This window comes from Pseudomonas sp. CCI1.1 (assembly GCF_034348165.1).
In the GTDB taxonomy this organism is placed as follows: domain Bacteria; phylum Pseudomonadota; class Gammaproteobacteria; order Pseudomonadales; family Pseudomonadaceae; genus Aquipseudomonas; species Aquipseudomonas paracarnis.
This window is the reverse complement of sequence record NZ_CP133780.1, coordinates 857,689-873,351: the sequence shown is the minus strand read 5'-3', so window position 1 is coordinate 873,351 and position 15,663 is coordinate 857,689. Positions and strand designations below refer to the sequence as shown.

8 protein-coding genes are annotated in these 15,663 nt (G+C 44.3%); all 8 read left to right on the top strand.

Annotated elements, in window-relative coordinates; all coding sequences use genetic code 11:
* Nucleotides 1-63: 63 nt before the first annotated feature.
* The 8 genes from RHM69_RS03810 to RHM69_RS03775 all read left to right on the top strand — a co-directional run bounded on the left by RHM69_RS03810 (nucleotide 64) and on the right by RHM69_RS03775 (nucleotide 15,627).
* Nucleotides 64-2,541 carry a glycosyltransferase gene (locus tag RHM69_RS03810; protein ID WP_212549532.1) on the top strand — a complete coding sequence of 826 codons (2,478 nt, stop codon included), beginning with the start codon at nucleotides 64-66 and terminating at the stop codon, nucleotides 2,539-2,541.
* Nucleotides 2,541-4,937, top strand: a complete 2,397-nt coding sequence (locus RHM69_RS03805) for a glycosyltransferase family 2 protein (protein WP_212549533.1) — start codon at nucleotides 2,541-2,543, stop codon at nucleotides 4,935-4,937. Before RHM69_RS03810 ends, RHM69_RS03805 begins: the two co-directional genes overlap by 1 nt.
* A gap of 68 nt (nucleotides 4,938-5,005) precedes the next feature.
* A complete protein-coding gene (locus tag RHM69_RS03800) occupies nucleotides 5,006-6,031 on the top strand; it encodes a tetratricopeptide repeat protein (protein ID WP_212549534.1) in 1,026 nt (341 codons plus the stop codon).
* Nucleotides 6,028-7,923, top strand: a complete 1,896-nt coding sequence (locus RHM69_RS03795; RefSeq protein WP_212549535.1) for a glycosyltransferase family 2 protein — start codon at nucleotides 6,028-6,030, stop codon at nucleotides 7,921-7,923. The genes RHM69_RS03800 and RHM69_RS03795 overlap by 4 nt, the downstream gene beginning before the upstream one ends.
* Nucleotides 7,924-7,982: 59 nt before the next feature.
* Entirely contained in the window at nucleotides 7,983-10,202 is a 2,220-nt protein-coding gene (locus tag RHM69_RS03790; RefSeq protein ID WP_212549536.1) for a glycosyltransferase, read from the top strand.
* A gap of 42 nt (nucleotides 10,203-10,244) precedes the next feature.
* Nucleotides 10,245-11,408 carry a nucleotide sugar dehydrogenase gene (locus tag RHM69_RS03785; RefSeq protein WP_212549537.1) on the top strand — a complete coding sequence of 388 codons (1,164 nt, stop codon included), beginning with the start codon at nucleotides 10,245-10,247 and terminating at the stop codon, nucleotides 11,406-11,408.
* A 45-nt stretch (nucleotides 11,409-11,453) separates the two neighbouring features.
* Nucleotides 11,454-12,401: a hypothetical protein gene (locus RHM69_RS03780; protein ID WP_212549538.1), complete on the top strand. Its 948-nt coding sequence runs from the start codon at nucleotides 11,454-11,456 to the stop codon at nucleotides 12,399-12,401.
* Nucleotides 12,394-15,627 carry a glycosyltransferase gene (locus RHM69_RS03775; RefSeq protein ID WP_212549539.1) on the top strand — a complete coding sequence of 1,078 codons (3,234 nt, stop codon included), beginning with the start codon at nucleotides 12,394-12,396 and terminating at the stop codon, nucleotides 15,625-15,627. The genes RHM69_RS03780 and RHM69_RS03775 overlap by 8 nt, the downstream gene beginning before the upstream one ends.
* The last annotated feature ends 36 nt before the right edge of the window (nucleotides 15,628-15,663 follow it).

Sequence of the window (15,663 nt, the reverse complement as noted above, 5' to 3'; positions counted from 1 at the left end):
TCATTTATCAGCGAAATACCCATGCCCATGTCTAACGATGCCGTACATGAGCGAAGCACGCTCATGGATCATTTCCATCGCCAGCGCCAGAATGGCCAGCATGGCGATGCCGCGGCTTGTCTGGAACGTGCGCTGCAAACCCCCGAATACCGTCCTGAAGCCTTGGTCTGGAAAGGCATACAAGCGCTGCAGGAACAACGCCCCACCCAAGCATTCATCTACCTCACCAGTGCCGCCAATGCTTTGCCCGACAGGGCCGACATTCGTGCACTTGTAGGTCGTAGCATTCTCGCCCAGCAGCAGCCTGAGCTCGCTGCACGGCAACTGACCGCTGCCTGGCAACAGATGCCCGCCGATCCGGCGTTGCGCATCATGCTTTGGCAAGTGCGTAGCAAAACTGAAACGCCCGAGAAACTGCGCAAGCAGATTCTGGCCCGCCTGCCTGAAATCATCGATCCTAAAGAACTGAACCTGGTCCTGACGCTATTGATCGCGCAGCCCAACCCGCCCGCCAGTATTGGCGTGGTCAGTTATCAAGTGGACACGGGAGAAATTCAGGGCTGGGCCGTGAGCCTCAAGAACCCACAAGCGGTCGTTGGCCTGAGCATTCTCAATGCCGGGCAAAGCACATCATGTGCGGCCGACAAACCTCATCCGCTGCTGACACAGGCAGGCTTTCCTGCCACCCATGGCGGCATTCACGAGCGCGTGGCCGATCCGGCACTGACGCTGCATGTGCAATTCAACGACGGCACGCGCTTGCTGGGCAGCCCGTTGCTGAACCAGCCAGCCTTTGTGCCGCCGGTACACGTTGGCAAAACCCGCAGCCGCCAGGAACCGGTCGATGTCCTGATTCCGGTTTACGACGGCTACGAAGAAACCCTCGAGTGCCTGGACAGTGCCATCCGCAGTCGCCGCCTGAACCGCACCGCACACCGCTTGGTCGTACTCGATGACGCAACGCCCAATGCGCCTTTGCGCGAAGCACTGCTGGCCATGGCCGCCGCCGGCGATATCGAGCATGTGATCAACCCGGTCAACCTGGGTTTTATCCGCAACGTCAATCGTGGCATGGCCTACAGTCCGGAGCGCGACGTGGTGTGGCTCAATGCCGATACCCGCGTGAACGGCGACTGGCTGGACCGCCTGCGGGCGGTCGCCTATAGCGATAAAAGCATTGCTTCGGTGACGCCGTTTACCAATAACGGTGAACTGATGAGCTTTCCTGAAAGCCGCATCAGCCACAGCATGCCCACCGCCCAGGAACAGGCGCATCTGGACGATCTGGCCCGCCAGACCGACAGCCCGCCGATGGAAATCGAAACCGGCTGTGGTTTTTGCCTGTACATCAAGCGCCGCGCCATCGTTGAGGTCGGTTACCTCGACGAGGTGCACCTGATGCGCGGCTACGGCGAAGAAACCGACTGGTGCCTGCGTGCCCGATCGCACGGCTGGCGGCATATGGGGGCGCCCAACGTGTTTGTCGCGCACCAGGGCGGTGCATCGTTCGGCGACGAAAAGGTCATACGCGTGGCGTATAACAACGCGATTCTCATGCGCCGTTACCCGGATGCTTCGGCACGCTATTCAGCTTTTTGCCTTTGCGATCCGATCAAGCCGGCGCGGCAAGCCTTGCAACGAGCGCGCCTTGCCGAGTTGCACGAGCAGATTGCAAACAGCACCAAAAGCCAATGGCCAAAAACCGGCCTGAAACAACTGCATCTGCACAAAGGCAGCTTGCCCGATTTACCATTAAGCCTGACATGGCGTCATGCCAACCAACAGACGTGGGTCACGTTGCAAGCCAACTTACACCCCTTGGCTTTGAGCCTCGATTACACCTGGCCTGCCGATCAGGAACGTCTATTGCAAGACCTGCAGCCTTTACCGCTGGATGAGCTGATTTTTCAACAATTGAACGGCTGCCCGGATGCGTTGCTCGACTTGCCAAACCAGTTGGACAAGCCTTATCGCATTGTCTGCCGTGATGATCGGCTACTGGAGCAAGACAGTACGTACGACTGGCAGGCTTTTGCCCGCTTGGCTGCCAGCGTGCAGTTACCTTTTAAGGCCCTGCAAAAACGCTACGTCGCCGTGCTTCCTCATGCTCGACTTGCTTTTGATAAGCCTTTAAAGGCCGTAGCTACAATCAAAAGCACACCTCACATAATGCTGATCGGCGATACATTGCAGCATGAAGAACTTGCAGAACGTTGGCTTGAACTGGCCCGGCGTATTACACGAGAACAACTGCCCGTTATGCTGCTGATCCATACCAACAGTCCTTGGCTTAAGACCTTGTTGAACACCGGCGCAGTACAAACACTGTCTGAAATTAATGGTCTCGGTCTGGCCCAATGCGCAGGCTTGGCCAATTGCAAAGCCGTATTAAGCCTGGAGCGCAATCCGGGTGCTGAATGGAACGCGCCGATTCTGGCGCGCGAATTGGGTCTTGCACTGTATGCCCCTCCGGGTACAGTTGCTGATGAAGCCAGCGCGCTCTCCCCTAAACAGCTACCTATTCAACTGGGCCAAGCCTGATGCCAGAACAAGTCATCAACCCGTCTGATGTCGACTCACCTCGGACCGATAAATCCAGCATTAGTGGCGCCATTACCGGATTGTATGGTGACGTATTGCAAGGCTGGGCACTCGATAGCGCGCAACCGGACCAACGCTTAGTCATCGATATTTGTATAGACGGTGCCAGCGTGGCACTGGTTCGCGCTGATCAGTTTCAGCCAGAAGCTGAAAGAGGCGATCAGTTTCATGGCTTCAGCGTTCAGTTGAAATCACATTGGCTTGAGAATGCTCGGAAGATTAGTGCTCAAGTCGCCAATCAGACCTTTCGGCTTGAAGGCACCTTGCAAGTGCCCGTTTTGCCTGCGGAAGATAGCGCTCCGATTGCATCGCACGTCTGGTACAGCGGAGGGCTGCGCATCAGTGGCTGGGCGTGGGACCCGAAAGCCCAGCATCGTCATGTACAACTTACGGTGCGCGAAAATAGCCGTGTAGTGGGACGCATAACCTGCGACATACATCACCAGGGACTGGTCCATTGTGCAACCAGCGACCATGGCTTCAGTTTCGATTTACCTTGGGAATTAGCGGATGGCAAGCCGCACATCCTCAATATTGAAAACGATCTGGGCCAGCCCTTATCTGGCAGCCCGATCAAGATATGCTGCTGGCCTGAAGGGCTGGAAGGCTTGCTGCACCAGTATGACCAAAGTCCTGACGAACAGACCATGACTCTGTTGACCCAAGTAGCCAGAGAGCAATCGGTGTTCTTGCCCAAAAGCGCAGGTTTTGGTCATTACCCACAGTGGTTTGAATTGTTCCAGCACAGTGTGCCAAACAAAAACCGGCCGCCGCAAGGCAAGCTGGGTGTGTTACTAATCAGCGAAGGGGATGCAGCGCTTGAAAGCATCAGCCTCGGCAGTCTGCGTGGTCAGCGAACAATCCAGTACCAGATCGCCAAAGGCTCGGCCGAAGATATACTGCCTGCCTTGGCTCATCTGCTCAAAGACGGTTGCGATCGCATCGTACCGCTGTTTAACGGTGACCGGCTTGGTGCTCATGCGCTTGAACACCTAAGTGGCCTGTTAAATGATGGCTGCGCTTGGGGTTTTGCCGATTGCGACCGCGACGGACCTCAAGGTGAACGCAGTCTGCCGTGGTTAAAACCAGTCTGGGATATAGACCTGTTCATTGGCGCTGATATCTTTACACCTGGCGCTATCTTCAGCTCGGCGATTCTCAATCAAGCCTTGTCATTGCTGACACCGCTCGATGGCCTGCATGCCCTGAACTGGCATTATTTGCTGGCGGGCATAGCGCTCGCCAGCGAAATGAGTCGAGCTACTGTTGTACATCTGCCCCAAGTTATTTATCACCGACACCATAAAGCCTATGCCAGCCCTGAGCAAAGCGTGGCATTGATGGATCGCCACCAGGCTATAGCTTGGCTATGCCAATGCCTGACGCCGGGATCTTTGGTCAAACCTGTACCTGATTTCCCAGGGTTGTTACGAGCCCACTGGCCATTACCAAGCAACCTCCCACGTGTCAGTCTGATAATACCGACCCGTGACCAGTTCAGCTTGCTAAAAGCGTGTATCGAAGGACTGCTGCACGAGACTGACTATCCTAATCTGGAAGTGATTGTCGTTGACAACCAATCCAGCGATCCGGAGACACTCGCCTACCTCAATCAGTTACCCGGCCGTGGTGTAAAAGTACTGCCCTATCCTCAACCCTTTAATTATTCAGCAATTAATAATTATGCCGTGAGCTATGCTACAGGTGATTTAATTGGCCTTATAAATAATGATATTGAAATCATTGAGGCCGGTTGGTTGAAAGAAATGGTCAGTCAGTTATTACGCCCTCATGTGGGCGCCGTTGGCGCAAAACTGCTTTGGCATAATCGCATGGTCCAGCATGGTGGGGTTGTGGTGGGCGTTAATGGTCTGGCAGCTCATACTGGTAACAACCTTGAACAACGTGACCCTGGCTATCTTGGCATGAATCAGATTAGCCGTCGGCAAAGTGCTATAACCGCTGCGTGTCTATTAATGCAAAAAACCACGTTTGACACGATCAAAGGACTGGATGCCCATGCATTCCCTGTTTCTTTTAATGATGTAGATCTTTGCCTCCGCATTCAACGATTAGGACTGAATCTGCTATGGACTCCCTTCGCACAGCTGATTCATGCAGAGTCAGCTAGCAGAGGAAAAGACCTGACCCCGGAAAAACGCGCTCGAGCGAATCGTGAGCAACAATGTTTTATCGAGCGGTGGTTTAGCGGGGGGCAAAGCGATCCTTATTATCACCCTGCGTTGAGCCTTGACTATTTAAGTGGGCCTTACGGCGGTCTGGCGATACCACCTAGGGGTTCAGCTCAGCGTACCAACATGAAATCACCTATTTAGGTCGGGACCAGTTGTTAAGATCATAATCGGTTTCGAAATACGGATCGGACTAATCAGTAGACTTAGTAATGAAAAATATCGCAACCGTTTCGAAATTGTCTAAAAACGTGATTGGTTTTTTTGATCACATCCATGATGGGTATGCTTATGGGTGGGCGTTTAACCAAAACTCCCCAGGAGAACGGGTAACGGTAGAAATTTACTGTGACGGCAATTTGGTTGGGCAATCGATTGCAAATGAGTTTAGAAAAGACCTCTTGGATGCAGGCATAGGTGATGGGAACTACTCATTTCGAATCCCCATTTCCTATGAACTCAGCAATGGGAAGGAACATAAACTGTTAGCCAGAGACGCTAATAGTGTGGCAGAGCTTGAAGGCAGCCCACAAATGTTTGGGCCTCACATGCTGACAAGAGAGTTTGATTTAATCAATCGCTCTGAAGGCTCGGCGTATCTTCTAAAATTCATTAATTCAAAAACAAATAAATTAACTGCATCAAAAATAGAAAGCTATATAAAGGTTTTTGATCTTGCTTCCATGCTCCAAGAAACAGGCAAAATTTATGATGCGCGTCATGCCTGGGAATCTTTTGAAAAAGCATTGGGTCATAATGCGCTTTTCCTCTCTAAAATTGCAGAAACGTTCATGCTCGAGGGGCAGTATGAAAATGCTTTAAAGTTTTATATGAAAGCAGCCAGCGAAGATTTAAAGTGGTTTTGGCCTCACCTAGGTATGGGTGGCGCTTATCGGTTAATGAAAAAATACTCAGAGTCCTTTTCATCATTTGAAGTCGCACGCTCCCTAGAGCCTGTAGATAAAACTATAGCGACAAGACTGAGCGAGCTGAAAAGCCTCATTAACCCAGGGCCTGCTGAAGAAGGCTTGCGTTCCAAAAAGCATCCACAGTTAGTTAGTTTATTATTTTCCGATACGACTGAAGCCAAAACGCCGCAAGAAAAATCCGGCCCACTCAGCACCCGCAAGAAAAAAATTATTAGCAGTAGTCCACATCTAAATGAGTTTATCAAAAAATTAGAAGCATTAAAAAGCACGATAAGCCGTATGGATGAGCTTAAGGATCAAAACAATTGAACAGAATTTATAGCGAAGCCATTAGACAAAGAACATCCCCTCTCCATACGGCTGTAGTAATAGGCGGGGGCACGGGTGGATCGTTGACAGAACTGCGTAATCTCTGCTGCAAGCATATAGTTCTAACTGAGGCTCACCCCAAACAAATAAATAAAATATCTAAAAAAATTCGATCATCAGCAAATGAGCAAGTATTGCCACTAGCTATATCAGCAGACACGAAGGGCGAAGCAACTCTCCATGTCTACAATAACATGGCGTTTAACAGCTTACACACGCCGGCACCTATTGATAAAAAACTAAAAAACATACAAAAAATAGAAGAAATCGAGGTACCTACAAAATCCTTGTCCGCACTAATATCGGGATTAAACCTAGAGGACAGCAATAACTTACTAATAATAAATTCGCCTGGTTACTCAGCAAATCTCATTGCTTCAGCGGAAATTGAAATACTTCAGAAATTCAACTGGCTCATTGTAGTAGAACTAAACTCAGCATCATCACAAGTTTTACCTGGCTTTTCAGACCATTTGAGTCAGCTCGGATTCGAATATATAAAAATGGAAGACGTGCCTAGTTATCCATTTATTGAGCACGTCTATCATTACGACGGTGTCAAACAAGTTGAGCTTAGTATAAAAAACAATATTCGTTCCTTGCCCACTTCAGGTGAGAGCATACTCGGTAATGGAAAAAATTTTATAGCCAAACTCCTTCCTCAAGAAGCGTTTGAACTTTACTGGCAATCTCAGCGTACAGGCCTTGCCTCAATAAGTGTATCTGCTTGTTTGGCTAATATTAATGCTGGGAATTTTTTGATCGCCCGTGAATTACTGGACTCAGCTATTGAAAGCGGTAAATTGCCTCAAGATTTAGCAGAGATGGTTAGCAATGAGCTTGTACTAAAACACCAGGAACATTTGCGTAATCTTGTTCCTGAGATATCTGTGATAGTTCCTTATCACAACAGAGAAAAAATAATTAAAAAGTGCCTCGACTCTGTCCTTAATCAGACGATCAAAGATATTGAAGTAATCGTTGTAGATGATGGGTCCACGGATAACGGCCGGCAGATCGTAGCTGACATTGACGATGATAGGCTAGTTAGGATTAATTGTGACACCGCCAGTGGGAATTCAGGGACACCTCGTAACATTGCATTAAAAGCAGCACGCGGTACTTACGTTGCCTTTGTAGATTCAGACGATACTATTGATGAAGAATATTTTGAAGAACTGTTGATAGAGGCTAAAAAAAGCAAAGCTGATATCACACTTTCTAAATCGTTTACTAAGCTTTTCAACGACGCTGCAGGAAACGCAAAAAAAACAAAAATCAATTATATATTTAACCCAGACTTCATCTCTGAAAATGAAAGAAAATATTTTTTCATTAATAGCTTTGTTATATGGGACAAGTTATACAAACGTGATTTCATGGAAAGAAATAACATAAAGCTGGCGGATTCAAAAATCGGCGCAGATACGTTAATGGTTGCAAAAAGTTATTATTACGCAACTTCTGTAGCAATGTGCTATAACAAAGCATCCTATAACTATAATGCATTTTCTGAAGGTTCTGTTACTCAAGCTTTTCGATCAAAAGGTGACATAAGAGAAGAAGATAAGCCCTATGCTGAAACATTTGCATGGATGAAAAATGATAATATTCCTAAGGCCTACCTACTTATCCAGTGGATCCGTCGCTTAATGAGCCTAAGTTACTGCCTCAGCTCAAGTAAAGTTGAATTGTCATCGGACTCTTTAAGCTACTTGAGTGAACAATTAAAAGAAGCACCTTTCAAATCAGCCATGGCGCATTTGAAAAAGAAAAATCTTAATGAGCAACATCAAAGTATCAGCAAACTGTTAACCATGCTTGGCAGATAAAGCCATCTTTTTATTTTAAATATTTTAATTGGCCGATTCTTCTATTAAAGAGGCAAAGCATGAAGCAGCAACTGAAGGAAAGAAAATATAAACAGCTTGGTCTGATTGATGCGAGCAGTCATTTTCTCAAGCCCAGAAAATTTACCACAAGCGAAGGCTTGAGAAAATTCATTGCAAAATGCACGCCGAAAGGCAAGCAGCAAGTAACGACAGGTAGTTTGATTCGTTCTGCGCAGACTACAGATCCGTCTGTTACGGTAATTATTCCTTCATTTAATACATCACTTTATATTGAGCAATGTATAAAATCAGTTTGCGACCAGTCCCTGGAAAACATAGAAATAATCATCATTGATGATGCCTCAACAGATGATACTGTTCAAAAGATTTTGCCATTCACGTACACCGACAAGCGGATTACTCTAATAACTTTAGCACAGCAAAGTGGATCGCCAGGTAAAGCTCGTAATATTGGAATGGCGCTCGCATCAGCTTCTTATATATCCTTCATTGATAGTGATGATTGGATTGATTCAAACATGCTTGAGGCTTTGTACAGTGCCGCCTCAATACAGAATTCTGATATTTGCTTCCTGAGTGGATTCATTAACCACCTTGATGATAAGTCCAGCAAGAGATATTATAAAAAGCCTCATATAGATTCATCCTCAGACTTGAAAGGATTTCATGAAAGTTTCATGTTGTGGGATAAACTTTGGCGCCGAGAATTCCTCTTGGAAAATGAACTCGAGATTGCACACACTTCGGCCTCAGAAGAGCTTCTTTTCATTATAAAATCGTATTATCTGGCTCAGAATGTATCTGTATCCACCGGAAACTATGGCTATAACTATCGACGTTTGAATCCTTCTTCAATAACAAAGAACATAAGAAGCAACCTCTATCCGTCCTTTGAATTTGAGGCATGGGGATTAGTCGATAACTGGCTGAAGGAAAATACTGTATCTGATCAATACAAAAACATTATTTGCCTGAGAAAACTACTTAGTTTTAATTATGCACTGTCAATCGTTAATGATACCCACCGAGTGCAGTTTTCGGAGGAAGTAGGCGTTTATCTGACAAATACGTTAAGTCAGAGCGTCCTAGACATTGCACATAAGCTAGAATATACCTCGCAAATCGAAAGTTTGCAAAATAGCATTAATGGACTTAATGTTATCTCAGGTGATTTATCGACCGATGAAAAATCAGGGAACATTCTTTTTGGGCCCGACTGGTCAAGTAGCAATCCCTATCAGAAACTTTTATATAAAAGCCTACGCAACACCTATAAGATATATGCGACAGGTTTTTCTCCGAGACAACTTACTAAAGAGTATCTCAACGTTAAGAGAGCCACCAGTAGTATTTTGCACTTACATTGGCTACATCCTTTTTATGATGCTTCCTCAATAGAGTCTGCAGAAAATCTTATCGGTATAATAAGACATGCAAAACGCCTGGGCTATACCATCGTATGGACAGCGCACAATATAATGCCTCATGAGATGGATACGACTACAGAATCAAACCATTTGCTAGTGCGCGAGGCCGTGATTGACGCGTGTGATGTAATCATTGTCCACGATCAACGTGCACAAGAAGCCTTAAGCAAAAAGTTTAGCAATGCAGCAGACAAAATTTCTATTGCACCTCATGGTTTATATGAAAAAACACAGTATAAAACCCCCAGTCTGAAAAAAAGTATAAAAAGCGAGTTAGGCATTGAGAATGAGCGATTCACCGTTCTTCTAGCCGGTAGAATTCGTGGCTACAAAGGGATTGAGAGAGCGATTGATATATTCACTAACGGCTCATTGAAACTTTCGGAAACCTGTACTCTTATAATTGCAGGCTATCCGGATGATGAGAATATCGACAATCAGATAAAAATAGCTGTTTCTGATTTTGAACATATAAAATATGTAAGAGGTTCTATATCCGATGCAGATTTAGAAACCTTATTCATTGCCTCAGATGTGTGTTTGCTTCCTTACGAGAAAAGTGCAACGAGTGGATTGGCATTTCTATCGATTAGTTACAACACGCCTATGATCACTTCCAAACTTCCTGCATTTGAGCAGTTTGTATCTAATGGAATGGCTCTGTGCGGTAGCAGCAACGAGGAAATAGAAAGTGCTATTTATTTTACATCCAAAGCATTTTACTCCCAACAGCTTGATCATATATTTCATGCTGTAAGCCACGGAGATATGAGCGAACTGGAGTGGGACTCGATCGTCAAGAGACCCGCCTTTAGCCAGTTATTTGTTTAATAACTATCCTCATTGATCCACAATCAAGCTTTTGGTGATTATATGAAAATTACAGTTGTTGGTACTGGTTACGTAGGTCTTTCTAACGCCGTATTGTTGGCACAGCGTCATACCGTCGTTGCATTGGACGTAATCCAAGCCAAGGTAGACCTGATCAATGATCGCCAGTCGCCCATCGTAGATCCGGAAATAGCCGAATATCTTAAAAATAAAAAGCTCGACCTGCTCGCAACTACGGATAAAGCGCTTGCCTACTCAGATACTGAATATGTCATCGTAGCGACACCCACAGACTATGATCCAAAGACGAATTACTTTAATACTCGCTCTGTTGAGTCTGTCATTGCAGACGTATGTTTATTCAACCCTCGCGCAATCGTTGTCATAAAATCGACCGTGCCTGTTGGTTTTACTGAGCGAATGAATCAAGAACATGCCTGCATTATTTTATTTTCCCCTGAGTTTCTCCGGGAAGGTAGGGCACTTTACGACAATCTTTATCCATCAAGAATTATTGTTGGCGGTAGTACAAAAGAGGCATCTCTGTTTGCTGATATTTTAACCGAAAACTCGCTGAAAAATAATGTAGACACTCTGATTACAGAGTCAACTGAGGCGGAGGCCATCAAGCTATTCTCAAATACCTTCCTGGCTATGCGCATCGCCTATTTTAATGAATTGGATACATATGCTGAAGTACACGGTCTGAACTCCAGGCAAATAATTGAGGGAGTTGGGCTTGATCCTCGTATTGGTAGCCATTATCACAACCCATCCTTTGGGTATGGTGGATACTGCCTACCAAAAGATACAAAGCAATTGCTTGCCAATTATGGAAATGTGCCAAACAATATGATTAAGGCAATTGTGGATGCCAATACCACACGCAAAGATTTTATTGCAGATTCCATTATTTCTAAAAATCCTAAAACAGTTGGCATTTATCGCTTAATCATGAAAGCCGGATCTGACAATTTCAGAACCTCTTCAATTCAAGGCATCATGAAGCGAATTAAAGCTAAGGGTATAACCGTGGTTGTCTACGAACCAGTGTTACAAGATGAAGTCTTTTATAATTCAGTTGTGATAAAAGATTTAGCTGAATTTAAAAAAATATCTGATGTGATCGTAGCCAATCGCTGGGAAGATGAAATCAGAGACGCTGCAGAGAAAGTGTATACTCGTGATCTTTTCGGAAAAGACTGATCTCATTATCTTATGCCACATTGTCATTAGTTTGGATGGTACCTCATGAAAATTTTGTTTTCCGGTCTTGAAGCATCGATTTTTGAAGGGTGGTGGTCTGCTACTGAAAACACGATAGATCATGTGTCTATTGTCCCCTCTAGCGTTTTTTTCGATTTATTACAAAATAACAGTCTTCCTAATAATGCGACTCGCTTGGTTTGGCTTTACCGTTCTCCTTGGGAAACCATTAACCAGACTGACGACATTCAAATTAGCGTGGCCCTGAAAAACTGGCAGTCTCTGCAGAAGATTTTCCTTGAACTGAGCAGGACAAACAATACCTCTGTTATAGCTGTTAATATTGATAGCACGTCTAGCTCTAATTTAAAGGGTATTTATGGCGCTCCCGTCAGTAATGCTATCCTTAGTGAAGCCCGCTTACCAAACCCATTAAATTTTTTACCCGAGTTGTTTGACGCGTTCGCTCCGCACTACTGGGACATTCTTGAATCTCTTGAGTCTGTTAGCTGGACTCCACGTGGTACATCTCTCTTTAGAAGCAATGTGGATTCGCTAAAAGAAGACGATTTTTTCAAGCTGCTTAATACTCTTGAATCTGTTAAAAAAGTCAGAAACCTAGAGCAGAAATTAAGCCAGTCTGAATTCAAAAATTCCGAGTTAGAAAAGAAAATTACGATTTATGAAGGCTTTTCTGAAAAGCTAGATAGTACGCAAATCCAAAATTCAAATTTAGAAAATGCCTTAGCTTATGAAAAGGCTAGAACGCTTAAAGCAGAATTAAATCTTTCTGAGTTGATGGGCGTTTCTACATCACGCATCCAGGAGCTAGAGCACCAGAATAAGCTGCTGAGTGCTCAGCTTAAAATGACGCAGGGTGAACTGCTAGAACACTATGATACGGTGGGTAAATATGACGCCATATTTGAAATGTCTAGTGAGACATTGCATCGGGCTAATTTAGCCCTCCAGGCAGGGCTGCACGATGCCTAAATCAATCAGAGGTCACGATAAGAGAGCGCTCGATCCAGAATGGTATTTGTCTAATTATCCTGATGTAGCGAACGCAGGGTTCACTGCCCTGGAACATTACACCGCGCATGGTAAAAAAGAAGGTCGTTATCCAAGACTACTCAAATCTAAATCTATTGAGACAAAGCTCTGGAGCGGCTTTTCTGATAATGCAATCACCGAGCTTGTCCATATTTTTAATGACTTAACTTCTGAAGCTGAAGAGAAGATGTTCTCTGCATTGGCGCTAGCTCGTTGGTATAGCAGCCGCCGCCAGTGGAATCATGCAGAACCGTATGTTGAATTCTTGTGCGCCATTCTCATCACAGATTCCAGTGCAGTGCCTGGCTATCTTTATCAAGAAGGTATGCATTTATTAATTACGGATGTTTTCGTAAGGCTCAATAGGCATCAGGAAGCCAAGAATCTCTTTCAGCATATTAATTACGATCGCTGTCCCAACGACATGCTGCTCTCTGCATCCAATCTACTCATGAGTTCGGAAGGCCAACACATATATGAAAGTGAACAGAAAAAATTAGATCTCATAAATAAAATATTTGTCGATTCAAATCTTACCACCTTGGCTAAAAAAGACGAGGGGGATATTTTATCCATAGATAATATACAAGGGGCCTATCGTGATCAAGTATCGAGCCCTCATAAGGTCAGTATCTTAATCCCTGTGTTCAACGCTGAGTCTTATATTGAAACAGCACTGAGAAGCTTGACCTTCCAAACTTGGACTAATCTTGAGATCATTGTGGTTGATGATGCTAGCTCTGATAGAACAAAAGAACTAGTAGCCGCTTATATCGCTAAAGATTCGCGCGTAATTCTTATTAGCCACAAGACCAATAAAGGTGCTTATGCAGCACGAAATACAGCTTTAAAACACGCGACAGGGGAATTTGTCACTACTCATGATAGTGATGACTGGTCTCACCCCGAAAAAATACAGTTGCTCAGTGAGCCTTTAATCCATAACAATAAACTTAAGGCAGCTCTTGGTCACTGGGTCCGCGTTGAGCCCAGTCTTCATTTTAAAAAACCACGACCGGATGGGCATCTGGTTCACGCTAGTGTTTCGACACTTATGTTTAAATCCGATGTTATCAAGACACAGGGAGGCTGGGACGAGGTAAAAGTAGCTGCTGATAGTGAAATGTACGAACGTGTAAAGAGTCTTTACGGTGATCAATCTATCGTAGAAGTTTTGCCAGGCGTTCCTCTTGTTTTTGCAAGAGATGTTCCTGGTTCTTTGACCACTACCGATACGACACATGCATTTTCAGAGTTTTTTGGTTTACGGCAAATTTATCGCGCTCAATATTCAATCTGGCATGATTCTTTGTCTTCTGCTCATACGGCTAATCTTTCAATTTTTCCTAGACATCGTTCATTCCCAGCACCTGCCACTAATCTTGTTATACCACCTCTTGATAAAATCTATGAAGTTGTCTTGTTTTCAGATTTTAGTTTTGAAGCCACGGATTACAATTATTTAAAATTAATCATTGACAAAATTGTCAATCAATCTGTATCTGTGGCTGTTTATCATTGGCCTGACTATAGAAATACTGAAATATATTTTATTTCGCCTTACCTACTCTCCCTCGCAGCCACTTATAGAATTGATATTCTAACGCCGACTCAACGGCTGGATACTAAATTGCTGGCTTTTTTAGGAGACTCTATTTTTTCTTTTCATCCAGACGCTGTACCAACCGTACAATTCAAACGGTGCAAAGCTTATCCAAATATACGTCAGATAGCTGATTTATTACCCGATGTGCTGGAACTCCGGGAAGAGTTTAATCATAATTTGATTGCTGCCTCCGGAATTTTCTCTTCCACCTGGTACGAATCCTTATATCCCGACATTCGTGAAGCTATGGTTAATCCCCTGTCTCATTATTTAAAATATGGGATTTACGAAGGCCGCAGTGCTTCTCCTAATTTCAATAATGAATTTTATTACCAAACATATTTATCTGATAAAAATATTGATCTGCCACCGCTGTTGCATTATCTAAAGTTTGGAAAACCCCAAGGCTATCAGACATTCCCTCCTCCTCTGAGTGGGGACATTGTGTTACGTAAAAAGAGACGCACAGTATTAGTGTGCGGTCATGCAGCTGGAAAACAAATTTTTGGTGCGGAACGAAGTTTAATTGAAATACTTGATGCATTTGTCGAGCTAAAATATAACGTCATAGTCACAATTCCTGACTATACTAATACAGAATACCTATTGGCATTACGTAAGCGCTCACATAAAGTTTTAGTAGTTTCATCACCATTATGGACACAATCACCAATTCCTTATAGTGATGCAATAAGTAAGTTTCGTGAAATTATTGACGAATATTCAATACAAGCAGTCCATACTAATACAATCATGCAGCGAGAACCATTAATCGCGGCGAAACAAGCGGGTATTCGGTCAATTGTCCATGTCCATGAAATATTGGACGATAACGACGAAGCTTGCATGCACATTAAAATGCCCGCTTCTCGCATTTACCAAACAGTATCTGAGATCGCTGATGTGGCGATTGCCAACTCTCAATTTACAGCATCCCATCTACACCATTTTAAATCTGTTCACGTTGTAAGCAATAACGTTAACTTTCAAGAGTTTGATATTGAAAATAAAATAAACAGCAGTTCAATAAGCATTGCGATTATTAGCAGCAACATCGAAAAGAAAGGAGTATCTGACTTTATCGAAGTAGCTAATCTCTTAGCACAATCCCTTGATAATGCTCGCTTTTTAATTATAGGCCCCTGTACTGCGCATGTTCAGTCATTAAAAACGAACATAATTGATAAAAATAATACAATTGAATTTATTGACTATGTTAGCAACCCCCTTCTTGCCATAAGTCAAGCCAACATTATTGTCAGTATGTCGACTTGCCAAGAGACCTTTGGGCGCACCATTTTGGAGGGTATGGCTGCTCGACGTGCAGTAATCGCTTATGATCGAGGTGCTTTTTCCGAACTTATTAAAGATGGAGAGACTGGATTTCTTATTTCCTTTAAAGATATTTCCCAAGTAGCCGGAAAAATCAAAGAGCTTTGTTTAAATCCTGGGAAAATTACGAGCCTTGGAGAAAAGGGTCGAATGTATGCAATTAAAAACTTCAACAAGAGTTGCATAAAAAATCAACTTCACTCAGCTTACAATTCTGTCTTTTCTTAAAACCCTATTTATTCATTATAAAAATCGGCTGCTGCA